The organism is Paenibacillus sp. FSL K6-2524 (assembly GCF_038005525.1).
Classification (GTDB): domain Bacteria; phylum Bacillota; class Bacilli; order Paenibacillales; family Paenibacillaceae; genus Fontibacillus; species Fontibacillus anaericanus.
Genome location: NZ_JBBOSP010000001.1, coordinates 3349560 through 3374901 on the forward strand (window position 1 = coordinate 3349560; position 25342 = coordinate 3374901).

The 25342-nt window shown below is 40.9% G+C and carries 22 protein-coding genes and 1 pseudogene; 4 read left to right on the top strand and 19 right to left on the bottom strand.

Going from position 1 to position 25342, the window contains the following annotated elements; translation table 11 throughout:
- Nucleotides 1-63 precede the first annotated feature (63 nt).
- The 7 genes from NST85_RS15300 to NST85_RS15330 all read right to left on the bottom strand — a co-directional run bounded on the left by NST85_RS15300 (nucleotide 64) and on the right by NST85_RS15330 (nucleotide 6985).
- On the bottom strand, nucleotides 64-1233 hold the full coding sequence (locus NST85_RS15300) for an MFS transporter (RefSeq protein WP_127192756.1): 1170 nt from the start codon (nucleotides 1231-1233) through the stop codon (nucleotides 64-66).
- A gap of 79 nt (nucleotides 1234-1312) precedes the next feature.
- Nucleotides 1313-1624: an ArsR/SmtB family transcription factor gene (locus tag NST85_RS15305; protein WP_341189708.1), complete on the bottom strand. Its 312-nt coding sequence runs from the start codon at nucleotides 1622-1624 to the stop codon at nucleotides 1313-1315.
- Nucleotides 1625-1691: 67 nt separating this feature from the next.
- Nucleotides 1692-3893 (bottom strand): M1 family metallopeptidase, encoded by a 2202-nt coding sequence (locus NST85_RS15310; RefSeq protein ID WP_341189709.1) that lies wholly within the window; start codon nucleotides 3891-3893, stop codon nucleotides 1692-1694.
- A gap of 116 nt (nucleotides 3894-4009) precedes the next feature.
- Complete coding sequence (locus NST85_RS15315) at nucleotides 4010-4798, bottom strand: EFR1 family ferrodoxin (RefSeq protein WP_341189710.1); 789 nt, start codon at nucleotides 4796-4798, stop codon at nucleotides 4010-4012.
- A 27-nt stretch (nucleotides 4799-4825) separates the two neighbouring features.
- Nucleotides 4826-5245: an FMN-binding protein gene (locus NST85_RS15320; protein ID WP_341189711.1), complete on the bottom strand. Its 420-nt coding sequence runs from the start codon at nucleotides 5243-5245 to the stop codon at nucleotides 4826-4828.
- Between the two features lie 19 nt (nucleotides 5246-5264).
- Nucleotides 5265-6227 carry an FAD:protein FMN transferase gene (locus NST85_RS15325; protein WP_341189712.1) on the bottom strand — a complete coding sequence of 321 codons (963 nt, stop codon included), beginning with the start codon at nucleotides 6225-6227 and terminating at the stop codon, nucleotides 5265-5267.
- Between the two features lie 176 nt (nucleotides 6228-6403).
- Entirely contained in the window at nucleotides 6404-6985 is a 582-nt protein-coding gene (locus tag NST85_RS15330) for a TetR/AcrR family transcriptional regulator (protein ID WP_127192762.1), read from the bottom strand.
- A gap of 250 nt (nucleotides 6986-7235) precedes the next feature.
- Here NST85_RS15330 and NST85_RS15335 point away from each other — a divergent pair, with 250 nt between their 5' ends.
- Nucleotides 7236-7952, top strand: a complete 717-nt coding sequence (locus NST85_RS15335; protein WP_341189713.1) for a CAP domain-containing protein — start codon at nucleotides 7236-7238, stop codon at nucleotides 7950-7952.
- Between the two features lie 187 nt (nucleotides 7953-8139).
- A complete protein-coding gene (locus tag NST85_RS15340; protein WP_341189714.1) occupies nucleotides 8140-8871 on the top strand; it encodes a peptidylprolyl isomerase in 732 nt (243 codons plus the stop codon).
- Nucleotides 8872-9001: 130 nt separating this feature from the next.
- Here NST85_RS15340 and NST85_RS15345 read toward each other — a convergent pair whose 3' ends face one another.
- The 5 genes and pseudogenes from NST85_RS15345 to uvrA form a co-directional block, all read right to left on the bottom strand.
- Complete coding sequence (locus NST85_RS15345; protein ID WP_341189715.1) at nucleotides 9002-9367, bottom strand: DUF4180 domain-containing protein; 366 nt, start codon at nucleotides 9365-9367, stop codon at nucleotides 9002-9004.
- A 33-nt stretch (nucleotides 9368-9400) separates the two neighbouring features.
- Nucleotides 9401-10279: a CheR family methyltransferase gene (locus NST85_RS15350; protein WP_341189716.1), complete on the bottom strand. Its 879-nt coding sequence runs from the start codon at nucleotides 10277-10279 to the stop codon at nucleotides 9401-9403.
- Entirely contained in the window at nucleotides 10276-12984 is a 2709-nt protein-coding gene (locus NST85_RS15355; RefSeq protein WP_341189717.1) for a response regulator, read from the bottom strand. Before NST85_RS15355 ends, NST85_RS15350 begins: the two co-directional genes overlap by 4 nt.
- Before the next feature lie 192 nt (nucleotides 12985-13176).
- Nucleotides 13177-14730 (bottom strand): carbohydrate-binding protein, encoded by a 1554-nt coding sequence (locus tag NST85_RS15360; protein ID WP_127192768.1) that lies wholly within the window; start codon nucleotides 14728-14730, stop codon nucleotides 13177-13179.
- Between the two features lie 413 nt (nucleotides 14731-15143).
- Nucleotides 15144-17647 (bottom strand): annotated as a pseudogene (gene uvrA, locus NST85_RS15365) (excinuclease ABC subunit UvrA).
- Nucleotides 17648-17820: 173 nt separating this feature from the next.
- Here uvrA and NST85_RS15370 point away from each other — a divergent pair.
- Nucleotides 17821-18288, top strand: coding sequence for a MarR family winged helix-turn-helix transcriptional regulator (locus tag NST85_RS15370; protein WP_170220196.1), 468 nt, complete (start codon nucleotides 17821-17823; stop codon nucleotides 18286-18288).
- Nucleotides 18289-18389: 101 nt separating this feature from the next.
- Here the strand turns inward: NST85_RS15370 and NST85_RS15375 are convergent, their stop codons facing one another.
- The 6 genes from NST85_RS15375 to NST85_RS15400 form a co-directional block, all read right to left on the bottom strand.
- Nucleotides 18390-18932: a GNAT family N-acetyltransferase gene (locus NST85_RS15375; protein WP_127192770.1), complete on the bottom strand. Its 543-nt coding sequence runs from the start codon at nucleotides 18930-18932 to the stop codon at nucleotides 18390-18392.
- 21 nt (nucleotides 18933-18953) lie between these two features.
- Nucleotides 18954-19844 (bottom strand): DUF3298 and DUF4163 domain-containing protein, encoded by an 891-nt coding sequence (locus NST85_RS15380; RefSeq protein ID WP_127192771.1) that lies wholly within the window; start codon nucleotides 19842-19844, stop codon nucleotides 18954-18956.
- 1 nt (nucleotide 19845) lies between these two features.
- Nucleotides 19846-20352 carry an RNA polymerase sigma factor gene (locus NST85_RS15385; protein ID WP_341189718.1) on the bottom strand — a complete coding sequence of 169 codons (507 nt, stop codon included), beginning with the start codon at nucleotides 20350-20352 and terminating at the stop codon, nucleotides 19846-19848.
- 91 nt (nucleotides 20353-20443) lie between these two features.
- Nucleotides 20444-22333, bottom strand: a complete 1890-nt coding sequence (locus tag NST85_RS15390; RefSeq protein WP_341189719.1) for an acyltransferase family protein — start codon at nucleotides 22331-22333, stop codon at nucleotides 20444-20446.
- A gap of 208 nt (nucleotides 22334-22541) precedes the next feature.
- Nucleotides 22542-23630 (bottom strand): stalk domain-containing protein, encoded by a 1089-nt coding sequence (locus NST85_RS15395; protein WP_341189720.1) that lies wholly within the window; start codon nucleotides 23628-23630, stop codon nucleotides 22542-22544.
- 165 nt (nucleotides 23631-23795) lie between these two features.
- On the bottom strand, nucleotides 23796-24419 hold the full coding sequence (locus NST85_RS15400) for a hypothetical protein (protein WP_127192774.1): 624 nt from the start codon (nucleotides 24417-24419) through the stop codon (nucleotides 23796-23798).
- Between the two features lie 221 nt (nucleotides 24420-24640).
- Between NST85_RS15400 and NST85_RS15405 the strand changes: the two genes are divergently transcribed.
- Entirely contained in the window at nucleotides 24641-25075 is a 435-nt protein-coding gene (locus NST85_RS15405; RefSeq protein WP_127192775.1) for a flavodoxin domain-containing protein, read from the top strand.
- Nucleotides 25076-25179: 104 nt separating this feature from the next.
- Here NST85_RS15405 and NST85_RS15410 read toward each other — a convergent pair whose 3' ends face one another.
- Nucleotides 25180-25335 carry a hypothetical protein gene (locus tag NST85_RS15410; protein WP_341189721.1) on the bottom strand — a complete coding sequence of 52 codons (156 nt, stop codon included), beginning with the start codon at nucleotides 25333-25335 and terminating at the stop codon, nucleotides 25180-25182.
- Between the last annotated feature and the right edge of the window lie 7 nt (nucleotides 25336-25342).

Below are 25342 nucleotides of genomic sequence, written 5' to 3' on the forward strand. Positions count from 1 at the left end.
TGATTAACTATTCTCCATACAAAAGTAGTTACCTTCTTCAACAACTTATCCGTTGAGCCTAACTTATGTTCCTTTCATTACGTTTGATTTGGTGATTTTTACTTTTATCATAATCACTAAGAACGCAAACACTGCAAACATGATTCCGCTCCAAATGAGTTGATGTATTCCTAAGTGAGAAATAAACCATCCACCAATAGAAGTCCCTATAGTAATCCCGAGATTGGAAAATGAGATAAACAAGCTGTTACCGAATTCGGGAGCTTCTTTCGCCTCATTCGTTAACCATGCTTGACTGATAATGAGTCCGCCGGAATGCACTATCCCCCAAATGAGCACGATCATAACCGTCGGAATGAAATAAGAACCTAGATAATAAACGAATAAGTAAGTCACAGCATATAGCAGAGGAAACATGATTACGGTCTTTGTAATACTTTTATGCAAAAGGCTCCCAAATAAAAAGTTCCCAAAAATCATGATAATACCAAAGGTCATTAACATGATACTAATCCATGACCCGTTCATATGTGTTACTTGTCCAAGATATTCAGCAAAGTAGCTGTACACTGAAAACATAGCTGCAAAGATAAAAATAACGGTCACAATATTTAACCACAATTGAGGTTTGCGTAAAATACCAAGCTGCTTACCATAAGACATTTTTTCCTTAACTGGCATGGAAGGAAGCCAAGTTAGGATCCCTACAAAGGCAATTATACTTACCACTGCTCCAAACAGGAATGCGACTTCTAACGAAATTTTGTCCGCGAGATAAGAGGTCAAAGGAACACCAAAAGCAAATCCAACCGTTATTCCGGCGAAAACCTTGGTGACCGCGTTGGTGCTCTTTTCCGGAGGGACAAGTTGAACTGCTGTTACAAGGGCAACCGAAAAAAAGACGGGATGAAAAATAGCAGGGATAATCCGAAAAATTAGCATCACATCGAACATGGTCGTATAGGCATAAACAATATTTGAAATCGCAAAAATAAACACAGCGGTTAATAGAATAGCTTTACGATTAATACCGGAAGCGAGTAGTGTTAGGAATGGACCTGAAATGGCAACGACTAAAGAAAATATACTTACGAGCCATCCGGCCTGTGAAGTTGATATATTAAATTTTTGAGTAACCTGTGGGAGGACTCCTATAATCCCCATTTCAGTTGTGATAATGCCAAATACGCCAATAGCCAGAATAACGATAAGTAAAGGGTTAACCTTTTTCATTTTTAATGTAATCCTCCATTATATATACATATACAGATTTATAGATGCATTATCTTAAAAAAAAGTACCTCCTCCCTGTTTATAGTTTCTTTTGGATGTACTCGGAAAATGCCTGTATAGTCTCTTCGTTCCGGCGATAGTACGTCCACTTTCCAATTCGCTCTGATTCCAGCAAACCAGCTTTTTGCATAGTCAACAAATAACTGGAGATAACAGACTGTGCAAGTCCTGCTTTAGACTGAATATCTCCTACACATACTCCAATTTGAAAATTGAGGCCTTGTTGTAAATAAGGCTGTTCATCAAAGAACTCCTCTGGATTCTTTAACCATTGCATAATTTGACTACGAGTCTCGTTAGACAAAGCTTTATAAATCAATGTAGGTTCCATACAAATCATTATATCTATTTTTCTAGATTTGTAAATGTAAACTGAAAATATATAAGAGTATCAACCATTAATCCGCAAATAGTTTCGCATACGGATTTTCGACTTTATGTTCGTTGCTGATCTTACCTACGTTATTCATCACATAATATTGATAGAAATGGTTTGAGAAACTCAATGATTCCGATGCTTTATCCATAAATAGATCTGATGCCTGCTTACTTAATTGGTCCCCTGTCCAAAAATAATGTAACATGAGACGATTCTGGTTATACGGATGTTTGATAATGTAAGCTCCGGATTGATTATTCTTATTCATGATATCCCGCCATTTAAAATCGACTGTATCAGCACGTTTGATGATTCCGGACTTCAAGGCTTGTATAAATCCATTCGTATCCGGTTTGCCGATTACAATGACATTGCTATCCCCTAAATCCTGTCTAAGCTTGTTTTTCAATACTTGGCGTTCTGTTATAACTGTTGGTTTTAGACCCGCTATTTGCATAAAGCCTTGAATCTGGTTGAGCAGTTGATCCTGTTGTTTTTTTGTATGGTCCGATATCTGACCGTCGCTCATGATAATCGTTAGTGCCTCGCCCTGCAACGTTTTATCGATTATTCGGCTCATCGTTTCAACTGGCACCTCTGGGAACTGGACAAACACCGAATGGTATATTGATTTAAATTGTTCGTGCATATAAGCGGCTTCCTCGTCCGCTGTTAGACGATATTCAGGCCTCAAAGAATAATTAGGGTTGCGTAAATCTGCTTCCCAATTGTCCCTAACCTTTTTACCCGCTTTGTTCTCAATGATCTGCAGTAGTCCGTCAATCGTTGCATTTTTGTATACGTACTGGTCAAAATATGTTTGCATCAATTCATCAAACTTCTCTTCTCCAAGCGTACGATACAACTCATAGATGGCTTGTCTACCTTTCTTATAAAAAATGGCGTCGGGAGAATCCCCTACCGTATCATTAGTCGAAACAATTGGACTATCTATTGATACTTCATCGAATTGGATCAACTTAAATCCATTTAATGGAACTTCCTGTTTTTCATAGAAATAAACCATAGAGAAATCGGCAAATCCTTCATCCAGAAATGACTCCGTCTCCGAATCATTTCCAATTAAGGAATGAAACCATTGATGTGCAATTTCATGGACAAATGCTGAATTGTTCGCAATATCAGGTTGCCCTTGGATCATACCCATTTGAATCATTCGCGAAAATTCGACAGCGACGCCTTCAACATACGATTCAACAATTCTGAACTCTGGATAAGGATATTTACCATACTTTTCGCTGAAGAAGTCTATGACCTTAAAGGCTTGATCAATATATTGATCAATAATCTGCTTTTTGTCTTTCTGATTCTCAAAGTAATAGTATTGAACTGTCAGACCGTCTCGAGTAACACTTTCCACTTTAAAATCCGGACTCGCGAATAAGACAAATTCTCTCGTGTTATTCGCAGTGGCCGTTACCGTCTTGCGTCCCACTTCGGCTTCCTGTACGGTCAGTGCTCCAGGCATGGAAACCTGATAATCGGCGGGAACATTCAAAGTTACCTGGTAATCTGCAGAATCATAATAGTCGGATTCAAATGTAGAGCTGTAAGGTGTTTTGTTCCACGTATGCTCTGTGGGGTCATAGACCGAGAGGACAGGAAACCAATGAGCTCCGTTGATAATATTTCTATAGTAGGACAACCGCTGCGAACCATAAGGAATTTTCACTTCAAAATCAAGTTCCAGCGTGATGGATTGCCCGGGTTGCAATGCTTGACCTAATCTAACAGTAAGTGCCTGATGCGTATTATCAAACTTCAATAGTTTACTTGACGACTTCACAGTTTTAATGTCAATACCACCTAGGAAATCCTCCGGTTTCTTATCCGGATTCTCTGCTGCTATTCGTTTATTTGAACTTTGGAACATACTTGACTGTGTATCTTTTGAACGATTTGCATCTGCAAAGGTGTGAAATACAACATTGTCTAATGTATCTTTCGTATTGTTTCGATAAGTCACGGTTTCTTTGCCGGTTATCATCATCTTCTTCTCATCAAGTCTTGCATCTACTCGATAGCGTGCAAGTTGATGGATAACCGCATCTGCTTCAACTAATAAATCATTCTGTAGTGTTGGACTTTCCGCCATTGCTATCCCTATTCCGGATACAGGGCCAGCTGTTAACGCGACAACAAGACTGCTAGCAATCATGTACCTGGGTAATGCATTTTTCCAATGTTTAAGTTTATTCATGTTGCTCCTCCTAAATGTAAGTTCAAGTGTGTAATAAGACAAGTATAAAGCTCTTACCTTACAAGGGATTAATTGGAACCTTACATTAACCTTAAAGATAGAAGCAGTTAACTTACTTATCTCCTTATGATCTCATCGATCCTTACATTAGGATTTGTATATCTCCCTTTCTTTTCAGTTTCTTTCCCATATTGAATTGCTCTCACAGGGCAATAATGCACACATGCAAGACAGAGTGTGCAACGCTCTCCCCACTGTGGTTTTTCATCCACTTTAATGTTGTTACAATTACAAACCCGTTCACAAGTACCACAACCAGTGCAATTATCATTTACATGAAACTTTGTAGTATCAATGGGTTTTTTATTAAACATAGGATTTATAATGCCGGTTAATAGCCACGGAAAAGCACCTTTATCTACTTTAAATTCTCCCGTTACTCCTCGCTCAATAGCTTGGTTGATCCGCTTCAAGGTTTCGACTGCCTCTGTAAGCTTTTTGTTCTCCATCTCTTGTGAATCTACGTCGCCCATAAGAATGAAGTTATTTGGCATTTTGACTGAAAATCCGCTGTGTAACTTTATATCTTTTTTGCTTAAACAATCCTTCATAACTTTCATCGTATTACCAATGCTACCTCCACAAGTTACTAGAGAGAAAACATAGTTTTCACGGTAATTATTCAACTTAAGTTTCTCAATAAACTCAAGTACAATTTTGGGAGGTCCCCATGAATAAATAGGATGTACAAAACCAATGATCTCATTGTCCTTCAGAGTATATTCATTGATTTCATCACCCTTGTTTTCAGCGGTAGATATTGAAACTAACTCCTCGCCCGTATGAAGAGCGATCTGTTTAGCAGCGTATAACGAGTTCCCTGTTCCCGAAAAGTAAAAAATCATGTGATCATCATCTCGATTCCTGTGTAATTATTCCTGCGCTTCGTCAAGCGCGTCTTCTATTGCTTTGAGATACGCTTTAGAGGTAAGAGTTGCACCACTTATAGTGTCCACCTGTAGCGACTGCTTCTGGATCACCCTACCGAACAATTCATCTTTGGAAGCTGACGACTGATTCTTCGCATGCTCTAATAGCTTAATATCTGTAACTTTGCGCGAAGAGACGGTTACCTGGACTTTATTTGCCCTCCATTTGTACTTGCCACCCTCGTATTCTCCAACATACGTGCCATCATGAAGCTGTTTGAAATTTACCGATTTGATAGGGAGATTTTTTGCTTCACTACGTTCTCCTGCAGTAAAGAGAAACGCCCCTCCTAAACCTGCTACTACAAGAATCACCGGTACGATAACCACAATAAGCATTATTCTTTTCCCCTTTCTTTTCATTAAGGTCGTCTCCCATCGTTTAATCTATGATATTCGCTCTTATACCCATATCAGTCTGAAAGCTGCCTATCAGCCCTTGCGTAACGTAAACCTGTATGTCCTTTTTCACGAATACGACTTCGGTACCGGGGTAACTTTTTAGTAGTTCAAGCCCCCTTTCCATCCCAGCTATAAATAATATGGTAGACAAAGCATCCGCAGTTGTAGCACTGTCTGATACTACGGTTACACTTATCAATCCTGATTCCGCTGGATATCCCGTATTCGGATCCAGGAGATGATGACGCCTCTTCCCGTTACGATCAACAAAATATCGTTGATAATCTCCAGATGTAACCACTGCTTTGTCAGCCACAAACACAGCGCCAATTAGACGATTTTCTTGCCTTGGATGCCGAATACCTACACGCCACGGAGAGCCATTTGGTTTTGCACCTAGGGTAGCCACATTCCCGCCGATATTTGTAAAAGCCGATGACATCCCAAAAGTCTTAAATACCTTTAATAATCGATCACTGGCAAAGCCTTTACCTATCCCTCCTAAGTCAATGAACTGCCCCACTCTTTGAAGTCCTGCGGTCGTATCGCTTGGATTCAATATCAAATCAGCATAGTTCACCAGAGAGATCACCTGTCTTATCCTAACTTCATCCGGAGTTTCGGACGAATACTTATAATCCCATAGGTTCACTAAAGGGCCGATGGTAACATCAAATAATCCTTCACTATAACTTGAATATTCTGCAGCACATGACAGCACCTCATATGTATCAAGGCTCAGTGCTACACGATTAATGCCTGCAGACTCGTTAATCCTGCTTATCTCGCTTCCGGGTATAAAGCAACTGAGCATTTTTTCTAGTCGTACGGACTCCTCTTTTACAGCTCTAAGTGCTTCTTCAGCATGTTCACCGAACACTCTATGTGTCATCTCTGTTCCCATCCCAAAGTTCATCGACTGTGCTTCCACGGCTGTGCTCATTGTTAGCTCTCCTTTCACTTGCAGCCCATTCATGCCTCTGTTCAATTAGTGTCATTTTGTAAAAAGCTTACCTACGATTGATATATGATCTACAGATTAATATGTGAATGAATATAAATAAATTCATTCATAATAAGTCAAAATATATAGGCAAAGAATAATTGCCTATAATGATTTTATTTGCGAGAAACAGTTAAGCCATTCATTACAAACTCGGCCATGTATTCCATAATATGCGGGAAATGTTCGACCCCAATTTCCTCCTTATGTGTATCCATATTGATAATCGCCGTAAAAAAAGCCATTATCAGCTCAATATCAAGATCATCCCTTATTTTCCCTTCTGTCTGCCATTGTTTGAACAACTCCACAAAACTACCATACATGAAATCAACCTTATCTATTCCTTTCTCTTCGCGGTATTGCTGCTCCAACTTTCCAAAGACGTCTTTGTTATACCATTGTCTTAATATCGGATTTGAGTTCATACCCGTTATATTTAATGCTATTAACTTCTTGAGTAACTTTAAAGGATCATCATTTAAGTCAATGGAGTCCATGATGCTTTTCTTCAGCTTCACGTTTTCTTCTAGAAAAATCTCCATAAACAACTTCTCTTTAGATGAGTAGTAATTATAAAATGTACCTACTGCTATACCTACCTCTTTTGTAATGTTTGATACGTTGGTATCTTTAAATCCTTTGATACTGAACAGTTCTTTCGCGTTATTAAAAATGGCCAGTTTTTTATCTTCCACGTCGTTGCCCTCCTTTTACTAAATCTACTGTAATTTATAGAAATTAACTTATAACTCCAGAAAATGAACGAATATTTTTTTATTCATTCAGATTGTAGCATGGAATTTCCTTTCTGTCATTATGACGAAACAGAGTACCTCCCAGTTATCATTAATATAATTTTCATGTGCATGGTCGAGAGGAATAAATCTCTTGAAGCCAGGAAATCTTAAAGGCAATACTTCATAAAAGTCCTGAGGAGGTTGGTATATGATAAGAATTATCGTGTTAGCCGTATTCATACTGCTAACAGGTTGTACTTCAAATAGCGATATGTCAGCAAAACAAGTGGCTCCAGAACCAACAAAATCGAATGTTCAGGCTCATGTTAATAAACATAATGCTACACAAACTACGAATAGTACACAGGCATCATCAACAGCAACATCGAGAACAGGCAATTCATCTTTTAAGGCGAAAGGAATACCTTCAGACTTTTGGGATCTGATTAAATCCCCGGCTGAAAATCCAGTTAATCAGACACCTACCAATAATACTCCAGAAAAGGTACCCTCTCCCACTGATAGAACAGATCAGGCACAGGGTGACACAACAAATTCTTCTATCTTTGCGCAACAGGTTCTGAATTTAGTTAATCAAGAAAGGTCCAAAGCAGGACTCGGTTCCTTGAGTATGGACGGAGAATTATCAAAAATGGCTATGGCCAAGGCTCAGGACATGTATAATAACAACTACTTTGATCATAATTCACCCACCTATGGATCTCCCTTTGATATGATGAAGGAATTTGGGATTTCCTTTAATTCAGCTGGTGAAAATATTGCCAAAGGCCAATCGACTCCTACACAGGTTATGAAAGATTGGATGAATAGCCCAGGGCACAAAGCCAACATTTTGAATAAAAGTTATACTCATATCGGTATTGCTTACTATAATAATGCATGGGTTCAGGAATTCACTGGATAATTGCTATATGGGATGTCACTAAACATCAACAAACGGAAAAGCATCTTTTCAAGCTGATGAAGCTTGGAAGATGCTTTTTTGATGTCACTAGCCCAAATAAGCACGGGTAAACTGGAATTTTCGACAAAATATCGGTATGATTAGACAAGATTAGACAAGATCATACAAAGGAGTGGAACAAGTATTTATGAAAAAGAAGTATGTAGTATTTCCATTAATTCTCTTGATATCTGTTGTTCTCTTGCTAAGTGCCTGCGGTAAGAAGGACACGTCTGTAACAGACCAAACGGCGGGGAATACGACAGAACAGACAACACCTGTTGAACCGACACCAACCCCGACACCAACACCAACACCGGAACCAGAAACACCAACTGAAACACCAACCCCCATGAGCTGGGACAGTCCTCCAGCAATGGAAATCGACAGTGCTAAGTCCTATGAAGCTGAAGTCACGACGTCTAAAGGAACCTTCACCATCGAACTATACGCTAAAGACGCTCCAAAGACAGTTAATAACTTTGTCTTTTTATCTAAACAAGGTTTCTACAACAACGTGATCTTTCACCGTATTATTGAATCTTTTATGGTTCAGACAGGGGATCCAGAAGGTACTGGTAAGGGCGGTCCTGGATACTCGTTCGAAGATGAGAAGACAACTTATCAATATGAGCCTGGTATTGTAGCTATGGCAAACGCAGGAGCAAATACGAATGGAAGCCAGTTTTTCATCTGTACAGGTGAGGATAGTTCCTCACTGAATATGCAACCGAATTACACCATCTTCGGTAAAGTTACGGATGGAATGGATGTCGTGAAAGATATTGCTGCTACCCCCGTCGAAGCAGATATAAGAGGTGAAATGAGTTCACCAACTGAAACCATTCAGATTAAGGAAATTAAGATTACAGAGAAATAGTACCCTAATGGTTATTGGAATAACAAAAGGCCTCGTTACCCTATTATGGGTTCACGAGGTCTTTTGTTATTCCAAAGGTTACCGTGGATGTTTATTATTGAGACCGGGCAAGCCGAAATTCAAGATTATCTTAACTAATGCTCAATTTATCAAGAGCTTGTTGTTCACTCGACAAGAAAAATATGTCCTTCCCTTTGTTGCACTCATAGATAAAGTCTTTGAAATTCTTACTTGAATACTCAAAAAAATCACCAACGATTGCAATTTTTACGTGATAGTTTATAAACTTTTGTAATATATCTCCTGCAAGTCGTGTTGATAAGTTGAAAAAATCCTCGTGGATGGCTGATTTATTCATAATAATTCGATTGCAGCCAGTTTCATAATTTACGGTTGCAATCAAATCCAATGCCGACTGAACATCCGTTATCAGTATTTCACTACTACTTATAACGGCAATTTCTATATCTTTCTCTTTGATCTTAGTTATTTTCATACTCATCCTCCAATTAGCCTTTCGTCATAATCCTCACAAATCTTGTTTCTTCTGATAGATGACTTCTTCATAATTAAAAGTCTGATAAATATCTTGGCTGGTGTTGGAAAAGATTGATTCTTTATGACCGAGACACAAGAACCCACCCCCACGGAGACTATCTAGAAATAATTGATGTACACGATTCTGCAAACCTTTGTTGAAATAGATCAGTACATTACGGCATAAGATCACATGAAAAGCTTGGAAAGAGCCATCCGTAGCCAAATTGTGTTTTTCAAAAAAAATCGATTCTACCAGTTGCTGCGAAATATAAGCATAGTTCTCATCTGTAGAATAATAGTCTGAAAGATTCCGCCTACCACCTGCCAGTAAATAATTACGGTTATAAACCTTCATTCGCTGTAGAGGGATTTTACCTTGCTTGGCTGTCTCGATAGCTTCCAGACTCATATCTGTTGCATAGATCTTTGCTCGATCTAACAACCCTTCTTCACTTAATAAGATTGCCATGGATAACGCTTCTTCACCCGTAGCACAACCCGCATGCCAAATATAAATTTGTTTGTAATCAAGGAGTTTAGGAACGACTTCTTTACGAAAAGAATGAAAAAATGAAGGATCCCGAAACATCTCTGTTACTTGAATTGAGAAATCACTAAGAATGTCAGTTATGAACTCTGGTTCATGAATAAGTTTGTTTAGTAATAGGGTCAAGGTCGGCAGCCCTTCTTTAGTCATACGCACCTTAAGACGACGATGAATATGATTAAGGCTATAATTTCGAAAGTCATGTCCAGTTAACTTATAGAAAGTCTCCACAAACAGATTCAGTTCGAAACGGTCTGTTTCTGATAGTTCAAGTGAGTCATGACTCTGGGCTGAAGGTTGATTTGGATTATCGGCCGTCATGATTTACTCAACCATACACGCATTATAGTAAACAGTTGTTCAAGATTTAATGGTTTACTAATAAAGTCCGAAGCTCCAGCTTCTAGACTTTCCATGCGATCCTGAATCATCGCTTTTGCAGTAACAGAAATGATAGGCAGTTCTGTTCGAACATTGCGAATAATTTTTATTGCATCTAATCCATTCATTCCCGGCATCATAATATCCATGAGTACAATGTCAAAGTCCTGTTTATGAATCAAATCAATAGCCTGCTGTCCAGTGTGAGCTGTAATAACATCCATCCCTTTACTTTTCAATGGCGGGGTTAAGGCAAGTAGATTGCGTTCATCATCATCAACAATAAGTACACGTTTCCCTTTAAATAGGGGCGAATATACTTCAGATTCATAAGAAAGAGGTTGGATGGTCTCTTCTTCAACTTCAGAAGTGAGTTCCTCTTTCGCTGCAGCTACCATATCTAGGTTTACATCAGTTAGAAGATCAAGTTTGCTGTTGTTAATCGGAAGCATTACCGTAAATGTGCTGCCTTCGTTTTCCTTACTATCTACATAAATGTTACCTCCCAAGAGCTTCACAAGTTGCCGAGATATAGAAAGACCTAACCCAGTTCCCCCATACTCCCGCTCAATCGTTCCATCGGCCTGATGGAAAGCTTCAAAGATCCGCTCCAAATGAGCTTCTGCGATACCAATTCCTGTATCCTTAACTATAAAACAGATCGTCTCTTGTGGAAGATTACTATCCACTTTACACACCGATTTGTCATTCACAGATTTCTGGATTCGAAACTCTACGCTGCCTTTGTTGGTAAACTTAATCGCATTAGAAATCAGATTTTTGAGAATTTGCTGTAATCTGCTTTCATCCGTCACTATGAGATTCGGAAGATCCGGTTCTATAATAATATTGAATTCTAACTGTTTTTTCTCTGCAAGTGAAGCAAAATGCTGGTTCATTATATGTGGAAGCTCCGTTATGTTTACGGGTTCCAGCACAACATTCATCATTCCCGCTTCAACTTTGGAAAGATCCAGAATATCATTGATCAAGTTTAATAGATCCAGTCCACTCGAATGTATATATTTTGCGTATCCTAGTTCTTCTTCATTCAAATTTCCATTATTATTTTCTTCTAAAAATTGTGAGAACAAGAGCATACTATTCAGCGGAGTTCGGAGTTCGTGCGACATAGTAGCTAGGAATTGAGATTTGTAGTTTGAATTAGATTTAGCTTGCCTTGCATATTGCTCCATCTCAATACGGGAATTTTCAGCCTCTATAGATTTCATCAGGATGTAATGGTTCTGTTCTTCTAATTGGTTATTTACACTTCGTAGCTCTTCGGATTGAGTTTCGAGTTCTTCAGCATGAACCTGAAGCTCTTCATTCAGATGACGAGATTCACTAAACAATTTTTGAATTTCCATATGACTCAATACACTTTGCACAACGGCTCCAAATGGTTCAGCTATTTCTTTGAGAATCATTTTGTCCTTTGTCGTAAATTTATATAAGGAGGCAATTTCCAAGACAGCTAACGTTATACCTTGGAACACAATAGGCATGATATAAATAGAATGGGGAGAAGTCTCTCCTAATGCAGAATCAATCTTTACATAGTCCGGCGGAACCGTATCTAACTCAATAATTTTTTTATCCTTTGCGCTTTGCCCTACTAATCCTTCACCTAGCAGGAAGCAGTTCTTACCTATGGAGCCACTATCTCCAGCATAGGATGCTGTTTTGATATACATGCATGAATTATGTTGTTCACTCTGGATATATATAGCACCATATTGAAACTCAATAATAGTAGATAACTTTGCAAGGAAACGTTCGGAAAGTTCCACGGAATCTTTAATTTCATGATACATAGTGCTCATATCCCCAACTTGATTCAAAAGAATGCTCTGTTGTTGATGCTCTTCCAGAAGCACATTCGTAGCCTTACCTAGTTCTCCGATCTCATCTTGAGTTTTTATTTGAATTCTTCTACCGGAATTTCCTCCTCCGCTAATTGCGATTTCTTGTATAGCAGTCATAATGTCCTTAATTGCTCTTACAATCGTCTTGGAAGTTACATAAGCACTGATTAACGATAAAACAATGAGCAGGAAGCCAACCACATATAAATAAGTAACAAGCATTTTGTTATTCTGATTTTGTGCTGAGATTCGAGCTGAGGATAACTCATTTTCGATATCTCGGAAGCTGCCCACTTGAGCACGGATATTATCAATTTGCTTAATGCCTACATTCTCATTAAAAGACTCGGCGATCAGTTGCTCAAGATTTGCTCTTTTGAGTTCAATTATGGGGTCACCATTTGTTGTTATCCATTTAGCAATATGACTGTGTATAGACTTAAGATTTTGAATTTGCTTTGGATTGTCAGCTACTTCGTCCAATAACAAGTTATATGTATCTTCCCAGTTCAACCTCGCTTGTGTATATGGTTCCAGATAAATATTATTACCTGTAATTACAAATCCACGTTGTCCTGTCTCCATATTAATGACATGCGCTTCAAGTTTGTTCGTCAGGTCGGAGATATCCCGATCATGTTGGGTAATCATTTTGATCTCAGCTTGCATAGCGGAGATTCTGTAATGTATCATCCCAATTGAAGCAATTAAGAAAATGATTACTATAAGATACCCCACCAATATTTTCATCTGTAAATTCCATTTTATCTTTAGCACGAAAGTTCCCTCACATTCATTAATAATATAGCAAGAAAAGATAGAATAGATTAATGCTTTCTATATATTAACAGTTATATCTAGATTTCAAAATAGCTACTTTGCAGTTGTAAAAAAACTCCCTACTCGGTTGTTATACCGATGTAAGGGAGTTCTTTGGTGTTCACTAACCATTGCAACATAAGATATGAATTATTTCACCAACCACAATGCAGGAACGTTTGAGGGTTCCCAACCAAGCAGGGAAGTATGCGGTTGGCGGCAAACGTAGGTTTTGCCAGCATAAGTTACTTCGTCGTTGACTTTGTAACTGACATTAGGAGCCCAGGCTTGCGCGCCACCTTGTGCATCGGTTGTAACACTGATATTTACACCGGACGAAACATTACCAGCAGCATCCTTGGCTTTGACTGTGAACTGGTAGCTTGTATTTGCTGTCAGCCCGCTAATTGATGCGGTAGTTCCAGTCACATTGACGGTATTCGTTCCATAAGTAACTGTATAACCTGTAACGGCAACATTATCTGTAGAAGCAGTCCAGCTCAAGCTGACGCTAGTTGAAGATTTGGAATCTGCTACTACATTCGTAGGAGCCGTTGGTGCTTGCGTGTCAGGAACTGGCGGACTCAGGGCATCCAAATAAGCGCGGTGGCTGTTAGAAAATTCAAAGTTGTTGAACTTATCCCAGTTGATGGACCATGTCATCACACCACGTAAATCAGGGTAACCGGTTGTACTACCGCGCGTTGTGTAGCTGGACAACTGTACACCTTTGATCAGGGCATCGAGTGCTTTTTGCACTTCGGCTACAGATGTGAAGCCACCCCCTGCATTAACATTGGCTGGTAAACCGAGCACCACTTGATCCGGACGAAGTGCAGGAAAGAAACTGTTAGAATTTTTAGCAACTGGGAAGCCAGTTAATAGCATATCTACCATAGCGACGTGGAAATCAGCAGTGCCCATATTATGGTATTGATCGTCAAGTCCTGTGATCGGACCGGAGTTATAATTCTGTACCTGTAGCCAATCGAGAATATCTCTTGTCGCATAGATGACAGGTAGATATGCACCTGCGCGGTTATCACAGCTGATGCAGCTACCACCATAAAATGAATAGCCGAGCTGTACGAAGAAAGTTTCCGGCGCCATCGTCAGGTAGAACTTATCCGTACCAAAGTGATCGTTAATCGTACGTAGTGCCGAGATTAGGTTGACGATGACCGGCGTAGTCGGGTTTTTGAAGTCACTATCCCCTGAATTCAAGAAAAGCGAGTGCCCTTCAAAGTCAACATCCAGACCATCAAAGCCATATTTCTCAATGATTGCTGTTACGGAGTTTACGAAATTATCGCGGGCTGTCGTGCTAGCAAGTTGAACTTGACCGTTCGCACCGCCGATGGATATAATAACTTTTTTTCCTTGGTTTTGCAGGTAAGCAACGTCTGATTTAAAGTCAGCGTCGGTGTATGTGTAAGGGGTGAACCCGATAGTTCCATTGGAAACACCGGATATAGGTTCAGCGAATGATACGTTGATGACATCGAACTTAGTGGAGACGTCGCGTAGCTTGATGAACCCTGAGCCGTTATCGAAATTGTGCCAGTAACCTACAATGGTCTTACTGGATACAGCAGCATGAGCTTTCGGTATGCTATTCGCCAGAAACTGAGGGAGTGACAGAATCAGAACTGCAATCAAAATGATAATCCATGGCTTGCGGAACGCAACACGGTTGACGATCATTCCTGATTTTCCTCCTTTAATAAAGAAAGGATAGCGTTTACAAAAATCTTTGTTTCTTGGCTGGTGCTACGCGGCTCCCCCCTTCTTCACTTTCTTGATTACCTGGTGAGTTGACGGACACGTCTTTCATACTTAGATCGTTTTTCTTACACCTTCATTATCAAGAAAAGGTGATCCGCGCATAAGGGATAAAATAATATAAATAGGGATATATTCCTCTAATATTGATTACCATAAAAAATGCACCTTCTAGAATTTCATCGGTTTGCCTCATAGGTTTCTCCAATGTCTATTCTAAAAGGTGCACTATTAATTGACATTAATATCGAAATCTTGATTGAGTGATACTTAAATTTGTAAGCAATGCCCATCACCCACTGCAGTTACAACCGAGCCGAGCATCATCTATGATGTTAGAGTCCTTCTGCCAGAATTCTTTTCAAAAACATACCCGTATATGAGTTTGGAACTTCCGCTACCTGTTCTGGGGTTCCTTCAGCTACAAGTTGGCCTCCAGATGCGCCCCCTTCTGGGCCGATATCGATCACCCAGTCGGATTCACGAATGAGTTCCAGGCTGTGCTCGACAACGACAACGGTATTACCCGAATCGACCAGCTTATTCAGTAAAGTATGCAGCTGTTTGATGTCAGTCGGATGAAGGCCAGTTGTTGGCTCATCTAATAAATAAAGCGTATGGTTTTTGGTCGGTTTACTCAGCTCTTTCGCCAGCCTAATACGCTGTCCTTCACCTCCGGATAAGGTTTTGACCGATTGACCCCATTTAAGATAACCTAGCCCGACCTCACAAAGCATCTCAACGAGGCCCGCAATCTTGTTCTCCATCTTGAAGATCGGCAGACTTTCCTCCACCGACATATTCAGAAAATCCGAGATAGAGTAGCCTTCATACTTCACCTTTAAAACCTCATCAGTAAACCGTCTACCCTTGCAGTCATGGCACTTTACTTCTAGATCGGGCAAAAAATTCATGTCTAATGACAAAACACCCAGCCCCTGACATGTTTCACAGCGCCCACCTGGTGTGTTAAAGGAGAAATGTTTCGATGTCAAATTTCTAGCCTTGGACTCAGGTAATCCGGCGAACAGATTGCGCAGATGTGTAAATACATCGGTATAGGTTGCGACATTAGAGCGCTGGATTCTCCCCATGGGTGATTGGTCAAAGATCACTATATTCCCGATATGCTGAAGTCCCGCAATCTCCTTACATCCCTCTTGCTCATGTGTTTCCGCGTTCCCTTGCGCAAGAATATCAAAGACAAGTGTTGATTTACCTGAGCCGGAAACTCCTGTTACTGACACAAGACAGCCAAGTGGAAAGGAAACTATCGGGATATCAACATTACGAGCTTGTGCCTGCCGGATCGTGATCTGCTGCCCGTTCCCCTTTCTACGGACATGCGTTGGTTTCGAGAGACGCTCTTCTCTCAAATAGGCTCCAGTAACCGAAAGCTCGCTCTCCATCAAATCCTCAAGGCTACCTTCGCCCACAACAGTCCCTCCGTGCAATCCGGCACCTGGACCGATATCAATAATATGATCGGCTGCGCGCATCATCTCATTATCGTGCTCGATAACAAGGACGGTGTTGCCCAAATCTCGCAACTGTTGAAGCACCCGAATAAGACCGACCGTATCCCGTGGATGAAGACCCGTCGTCGGTTCATCCAAGATATACAGTACACCGGTCAGGCCTGAACCAAGCAGTGAAGCGAGCCTTAGCCGCTGTGTTTCACCACCGGACAATGTTACCGTCTGCCGGTTCATAGACAGATAACCAAGTCCAACATCCATAATCCGTTTTAACCTTGTAGGCATCTCTTCAAGGATCGGCTGTAGTAAGTGAAGACCTTCGGTAGGGAGTGCTGCCTGCAAACCTTGCGTCCACTCGAATAAATCACTGAGCGACCATTCCAGTACTTCTGAGATGGTTGCACCAGCAACTTGTACAAGTCGAACTTCCTTCTTCAACCTAGCGCCAAGACATTCGGGGCAAAGCTGTTGATGAAAGAAGCCTCCTTCTTTCTCCTGAGTTCCTGCCTCCCCCTCTTTCTCTTTGTAACGCCGCCATAAACCTGGAATGACACCTTCAAACTTAGTTCCCTGAACCGGCTTTACATCAGGATAATGGCGCTTGAATGCCTCACTTTCGACACCATAGTATAGTAGATCTCGTTGAACCTCACCTAAATCCTTCAATGGCTGATCTGGGTCAAAGTCACAACCGAAATGTTTACCGGCAGCCACCAAGATACGAATCTGAATATCGCGATGAACGCGTTCAATGAGGCAACACCACCGTCACGTATGCTGAGCTCAGGATTGAATACTGCAGCTTCGTTAATAGTCGCCACATGCCCAAGCCCACTACATGCTTCGCAAGCCCCTTCTGGCTTGTTGAAGGAAAAGTGCGCCATATCAAATTTCTCAAGCTCTAATTTACAATGTGGACAGGATACCGTCTGACGCTCTAGATATTCATCTTCCTCTGAAAGCGCACCATGGGGCTCAAAAGAAGGCGGAATCCTTCCGCTACACGACGGGCAAATCCGCTCGCCCAATCTGGCAAAGATAAAACGGACAAATGTATAAATATCTGTCACGGTCCCAACCGTCGAGCGCGGATTACGATTAGTGACATGCTGCCCAACGCTAATAGACGGGGATAATCCTTCAATAGAATCGACCTTGGGTTTCCCAATGGTATCCGCCGCCATTCTCATCGAATCCATATATTGTCTCTGGCATTCCCGTTGAAGTGTATCCATAGCCAGCGTTGACTTGCCAGAACCCGACGGTCCTGTCAGGACAACTAGTTTGTATTTAGGAATTGATAGTGAGATATTCTTTAGATTGTTCTCCCGCGCTCCTTTAATAACTATGGCTTCTTTCACAAAAAAACCTCCTTATAACATATCCTTTTGCAATTTATTAATGAATTCGATAGAATAAACTTTATTAATTACTCGTTGATCAAATATCTTTATTATCTAATATCTCGACCGTCAAGATATTCACATTTTAAGAGGAGGTATTCCCTTTGTCAAGCGAACAAACAGGTCAAACTATGGATCCACAGGAACGTTTCACCACACTCATGCGTGGACTGGGAACCCGAACGATATTGTATCAGCAAAATGTAGCTTCCTCTCTCGGGCTATACAATAATGATTTTATATCCGTGGATCTCTTATACGAAAAAGGTCCTATCACCGCTGGGGAGCTATCCAAATTAACTGGACTAGCTACGGGTAGTATTACCGCATTAGTGGATCGACTTGAAAAAATCGGTTATGTTCGTCGGCAGAACGACCCCACTGACCGTCGTAGAGTGATTATAGTACCAGAATATGAGTCTAAAGAAGAGATCAAAAATACGTATGAGCCGCTTAACAAAGCAATGCTTGATCTCATTTCCTCTTATACGGCTGAAGAGCTTGATCTCATTACTCAATTTTTGGGCAAAGCATGTACGGTCTTAGATGAGCAAATTCATGATCTCAGTACAACTACACGCAATAAATCTAATTCTTAAACCTTAACTACAAACTTAAAGGACGGTATCCTAAGAGTCGATTGACTTCGGGATACCGTCCTTTTTATGCATAGTTATAATTAACGTTCCTCTTCCCGGTCCTAATAAGGGAAATCGGTCCAGTCAATTTGTGTGGTCGTGCCTTCCATCCAATCGCCACGAAGAATCGCATATCCTATGGAGTCATGGATCCTTCCATCCTCTGAAGGCCAAGATTGACGGTGCACGGCTTCTTTCACAAAACCAGCGTTATGAAACGTCTTGCGCATGGCAAAGTTGTCGGCGCGTGTATTGCCTTCGATACGGATTTTGTCATCGTAATTCGTGAAAATATACTCAACTAGCTTTTTAACAGCTTGTAAGCCGTATCCTTGCCCGCTATGCCGCTCTCCAATTCGAATATCAAACAACGGCGTTGGATCTTCTAGATCGTAGACCCGAAGCAAGCCGACCTTATCCGAGTCATCTTTGATGATCCAGAACGTCTTATGTTCGGTACCTGAATCATATCGTCCATTCTCGATCTGTTCGCGCGCGGTAGTTTCCGTTATTGTCGCGGTTCCATGGAACGGCCACACCTGTCCTGTCAGGAACGCGATCAAATCAACGGTTTCGTCCACATATGGTTGTAAGCTTATCGTCATGCCAAACCCTCCAACTTTCACTTATTGAATATACTTATCACTTACCAGATCTCCAGCAATCGCCTCAGTTGGAATGACAAACTCTACGGATCCCATATAACCTGGGGCAACATCATACTTATTGAACACGATCACGAGTTTGCCATCGCTATTGATATAGAAGCTTTGATCTTCTGCAATCGTCTTAAATTCCTCGGTCGGCGGAACATCATCGTCGGTCTCCGAGAGCCAGTAAACTTTGTCCGGATCTGCTTTCATCTGTGCCTTCATTTGCTCTTTAATATTGTCGCTGATCCGCTCGATATATTGATTGTCTTTAAATAGCATAGGTAGAGTAATGAGGATCTGGTTCTTCTTATCAATCGTATCAAATGTAACTACCATGGACGATGAGCCTACAGTTTCAACAACATATCTGCCGATGGAGAAAATACGGTCATTGTCAGTTTTTACTTCATAATCAGTATCCAGGCCTAAATGACCTCCACCTTGTTTCTTCAAATCATTCATTTCTGCCTGAAACTTGTCGTAGAGTGCCTTGTTTTCGCTCAAGTACTTATTGTTTAATCCAAGTTCAAGGGCTTTGTTATCCATATTTGTAATAGCGGGAATCTTAATATTAGCATCATAATTTGGTTCCTCTACAATGTATTCTCTGAAAGTTAGTACTTTGATGATCCGGTCCACTCCCGGAATAGAGGACAATGCGTTCGCCACTGATGTACTGGCATTGATTGCAATTAGGAAAATAAGGGCCGCCGTACCGGCGCTAGCAAACCATTTATACTTTGTTCTCTTATTTCTATTTCGCTTAAGGGATTGTTGAATAGACCTACTCACGATCATATCTAGTTCTTCTGGAATAGGTACCTCTTGATACTCTTTCTGTAGCTGTTCTATGTTGTTATTCATTTTACGTTATCTCCTTTGAGGTGTCATCTTTCATTCTTACTCGCAATAACTGAAGTGCTTGATACAACCTAGTTTTTATCGTATTTACGTTCTCGTTAAGCACCTCTGCTACTTCCTCAATCTTCAAATCTTCAAAATATCTGAGCACGATCACACTTCGGTATTTCACCGGCAAATCTTCGAGTGTCCTTTTTAAATCCATATCCGAGTACACATCCTCTGTTCCCGGACTATAGGTTTCAATCATCTCATGGTCCATCGTGTCGACCTTCTTATTTCTGCGCAAAAAATCAAGTGATGTGTTTACGACAATTCGGTAAAACCAGCTTTTCATAGCATCAGGATTCTTTAGTAGTTCTATATGAGTCATAGCTTTATAAATGGAGTCCTGTACGATATCTAACGCATCGTCTTTATTCCTGACATAGCTGTATGCGAGTCGGTATACATTTTCTTTATTTTCGGTGATACAGCGCGTTAGTAAATTCTCTGTTTTCCTATTCAACATGTTCGACAATCCTTCTCTATATAATCTTTGATGTTGTAACAGGTGTAAGACGTATGGTGGGCATGAAAAAGTTTTGTGAACTATAAAAAAGTTACGGTTTCACTTGCTCCATGGCCTTTACAAGAATAGAGGCGTAATACTCGGCACCTTCCCTTTTAAGATGCACGCCATCTTTATAAAAGTAATCGTCCTTCCCCTTACTAGCTGAGTACCAGTCTACTATCGTAGTGTTACTAAATTCACTGGAAACTTTTGCAATATCAGCGTTCACGGTATCCTGCCATTTGCGAGGTACACGAGTATTGATCAGAAGAATCTGCTCTGCATCACGAAGGGAATGAAGTACTTTCCGTAATTGCTTCTTATTAAAAGCTCCGTTGGTTCCTAGCTCAATAATAATTCGGTTTCCAAGTCTTCCTTGTTCTTTAAGCCGGTTAATTACTTCGGGGGCGTGCGACATCTGCCTTCCTACCTTACCGTCGATGACAATGCCCGGAAGCATTTTGTCCAGAAAAGGAGCTGCATCCAAGATGACCGAATCTCCAATAGCTGTAACGCCCTTTCCCGATCGAATGTCTGTAACCTCAGGTTTCTTGTCTTCTGCTTCAGTCGTATCATGAAATACAGGAAGTGTGGAAGGTTCTTCGGGTTCCTTCTCTTCTGTTACACTAGGTTCTGCTGTTCCAGCTTGATTTGCTGTCTCTTTATGTTCCTCCTTCACGTTCTGAGGCCCTGTACTTTCAAACACTGTCTCAGATTCTGGCTTGAATGATAGGAAGCTACTACATGCGATGGGAATAAGAATTAACGGAATAACAGCAATGAGGAACACCGGTCGGAAACCACGGCGCCGCGTCGTGATCTTTGTTTGTCTCATCGCTTTGAATGACCCCCGTCGTATTGGTTCCTCCACATACTTGTAGGACAATGCCGCAAGGAGAAAACTAGCAACTAACTGAATTATGATGCGAAGAACATGGACTCCGTCTGTAATTCCGTTTGGACTGGTCAGAATAATGACGGGATAATGCCAAATGTATAAGCTATAAGACCGAACTCCGATCCACCGCAAAGGTTTACAGCCCATAATCCATCCCAAACGACTGGCCGGATGGGCGAGTACCGCAATGACTACCGCAGTTATGAAGGATAATAATACAAACCCTCCGCGGTAAAGTGAATCAGCAAACTCGTTAGTTTGGTAGATTAGTAGTATCAATACAAAGAGTCCAAGTCCCCCAAATAGATCCAGCACAAGGCGTTCAGTTCCAGATACCGTAGTTTGAAGCTTTTGACTTGGCCATAACACGGCCAGGGCAGCACCAATCAGTAAGGCAAATACGCGGGTATCTGTACCATAATAGACTCTACTTGGATCTGTACCTGGAACGTAGATTATGGCCATGGCTAGAGCCGAGGCAGCTGCACAAACAAGGATAAGTCCGAAGAGTTTACCTCGCCGTGGTGCGAACTTTAACCCTAATACGAGAAGTAGCGGCCATAGGATATAAAATTGTTCCTCAATCGCAAGCGACCAAAGGTGACCGATCGGCGAAGGCGGGCCAAAGCTCTCGAAGTAAGATACCTTGTGGAATATTAGCCACCAGTTGTTGACATAGAATAGTGAAGAAATGAAGTCTCCCTGTAGCGCGTGTAATCTCGAAGTGTCCACTACTAAGAGCCACATAGCTACGAATAGCAGCATACCTAACATGGCCGGCAGCAGCCTGCGTGCTCTACGAATCCAAAAGTCTAGCAGATTCAGTCTCCGATGCTGCTCCCAATAGTTAATAATTTGGTCGGTAATGAGATATCCCGAGATAACAAAAAAGATCCCGACACCTAACAGCCCACCCTGAGCCCATTTAAAATTCAGATGATAAGCGATGACGGCGAGCACCGACAAAGCCCTTAGTCCATCCAGTCCTGGCATATAACGCTTGCCGCTTGCAGATTGAAAAGGTGAAATACTCTCTCTCATGCATTGATTTCTGAACATCCTCATGTTGTCATTCATTTTGATTCCGTCCTTACTCTAATTTTGTTGTATATAGGCAGGACGCGGTGAAGACAACAAAAAGTTCTAAGGATTCCAGTGGAATATTATGTGAAACGAAAAAAGCATCCACGCAGGGATTACTCTGCGGGATGCCATTACTTACTTAGAAATAGTTCAACTTATATAATAATTAGTGTTGCACTTCAATCTGCAAAATATCAGAAACAAATTGGACAGGCACATACAGCATGTTCTTCTGAAGTGTTGGCGCGGCACCCAACGTTTTGGGAGCCATTTTTGCAAAGAAATAAGAATCCTTGCCGAGGGTAACACTCGTCCATTGCGCACCCTTTTTCACTTCTGCTGTTTTGGTCGTCTGGTTCCATTTCAAATCATAACTAAGTTGATTAACCACGTCTCGCAAGGACACCATTGTGATACCATCCGTATTCGTATAATTCGCAACTTTCTTCAAATCAAGCTTGGTGGCGCCTTCCGGTTTGGTCACTGTTGTAGAAATATCCTGCAGGCTGAAACGGAACTCCGGTGAACCCACGTAGCCTGGAGCGATGCTGTATTTAGGGAATACGATAACTAAATCACCTTTTTCAATGTAGAACGTCTGCTCTTCGCTAGTCCCTTTGTACTCTTCAAGGAAATACTTATCAGGATCTTCTTTTAGTTTCGCAAGAATGTCTGCATCGAGCTTCGCTTTATAATTGGCCCCTAGCAAGTCAGGGAGTGTGACGCGTTCTGCTTCAGCTGTATTCTTCACATTATAGGTGTCAATCCGCGGCATACTGGTGCCACCTTCTGACCCTTCAGTTATAATCTCAATCGAAATAACTCCTTTAGGACTACCTGTTCCATCAGACTTGAGGTTATAAGTAATGTAGAGGTCGTATGGATTGAACTCTTGATGATTGGCTTGTGCTTTTTTTGCAGTTTCCGCAGCAGCCTTTTCCCATTGGGCCAAATCCTTTTCAGCATGGGACAAAATGATGTCATTCAGCTCTTCCTGATATTTCGTATCCAGCATGCCAGTCAGTTGCGGCACTTTGATATTCGTGGTTAAGTATTTACTCGATGTTGTAAGTACTTGTTCTTGAATTTTAACGCCGGAAATTGTAGGAGCTACATTTTGTACAGGGGCGGAAATGTTCTGCGCTGTTTGTGAAAATGTCATAGCATGAACGGGTAATGCCACCGCACTCACTCCCATTATTGCTGCACATCCCACTGCACTCATTTTAATTAGATTCATTTTCTTCTGTTTCATTTCTCTTCAGCCTCCATAGCTTTATATTTGTGTCTATCGATCACACTCATCTGCTAGGACGAAGCAGCATAGCTAAAAAGTTTGATTTATATATAGAAATCAAAAAAGCCCGCATACCATCATGCGGGTTTTAGTAGAATTGTCTCCATCATGTGTTTCACATGCTTAATCCATTCCGTGTTCTTTGCGAATTTTGTACAACCCTTGAAGCAGTAGTTCTGATGGATCTCGATTCACCAGGAAATGCGTAAATAATAGATGTAGCGGAAATGCACACACGTTATTGCCTTCCCGTATCACCGGAAATCCTGCTTCGAAGACAGGGCCGTGCTCTTCATTCCAGTCGAGACCCGCATGAACTTGCTCTGGAGCGAATTCTTCTCGAACGGCCTCTATCATTTGCGGAATCAACACTTTGTCGATGAGTGCTTTGGCTTCATCTTCACCTACAGGTGGTTTAGGAAGCGCTTTTCCACCTTTGACCTTCATCAACTCGAAGAAAAATGAAGCCATCCATTCAGCCGGATTACTGCCCGACTGGAATTGTGAAATCAATTCATGTAGAAGAAAACCACATGCATACCCATCATTCGAGTCATCCTTCACATGATAAACAAAGATCGGACCGTATTTATCATGGTTTAACACTAGCGCATCAACTTCGTCAAAGTGCATTTTCAAAGCCGTAAGACCGTTTTGATGAACAGCCTTGATCAGCTCAGTCAATTTTTCATCTGTATTATTTGATTGACTGTTGTTGTCTTCTTCGTTCGTTATCTCATTATTCATCGTTATCCTCACCCGCTTCCATCATATCATTCGAGTATTTGAACAGTCTAGTCCGGCTTAAAACTTGACAAAAGACAAACCTATTTCTAAAATGTTAATTATCTCGATGATCAAGATACTTGAAATATAAGATTCTCGAAACGATGTAATTATAGTGTGATTAGCGTTAACATTCGAATATAAATCGCAGTACAAATTTTAGCTGAAAAGGGTGAATAATAATGGCAGTACTAGTTCTATACGCTACAAAATCAGGAGCAACTGAGCAATGTGCAAAAGTATTATCAGCGGAACTTTCGGATTGTACCCTTTGCAATATCGCTGTAGACAAGCCCGATATTGAATCTTTTGATCAAATTATTTTAGGTGCTGGAGTACGGGATGGAAAAATATACAAACCAATTCGTGATTTTATCAAAAAAAATCAAACCGAGTTGTTAAAAAAGAGTATGGGCTATTATATTTGCAACGAAAAGCCTAAGAAAACGGAAGAAATAATAGAAGACAATATTCCTGTTGATCTAAAAAAAGCAGCGATCTGTATTGAATCATTTGGAGGATATAAGGCCTACGCTGCACCAAAAGAAGGAACAGATCAGTTGAAAGGGATTTTCATAGATAGAATAAAAGTCTTCTCGAAAAGTTTAAATAAGTAACTTCAACAAAAAGCCGCTAATCGCTTGGAAACCCAAGTACTTAGCGGCTTTTATACTTTTATAGTTAAAGACCTAAATCCACTGCTGAGGAGTGGTTATGAATGTTACTTAAGAACCTCTACGGTTCCTTCCTTCATCGTAAAAAATCCATTGTCAACAAAGGCTAAGATTCGACTTACGCTTACTCCAGTTTGATTCGAAAGATCTAGTACAATGGTATCCGGGTGAACCTCAACAATGCGACGTACTTTCTGATACATCTGCTCA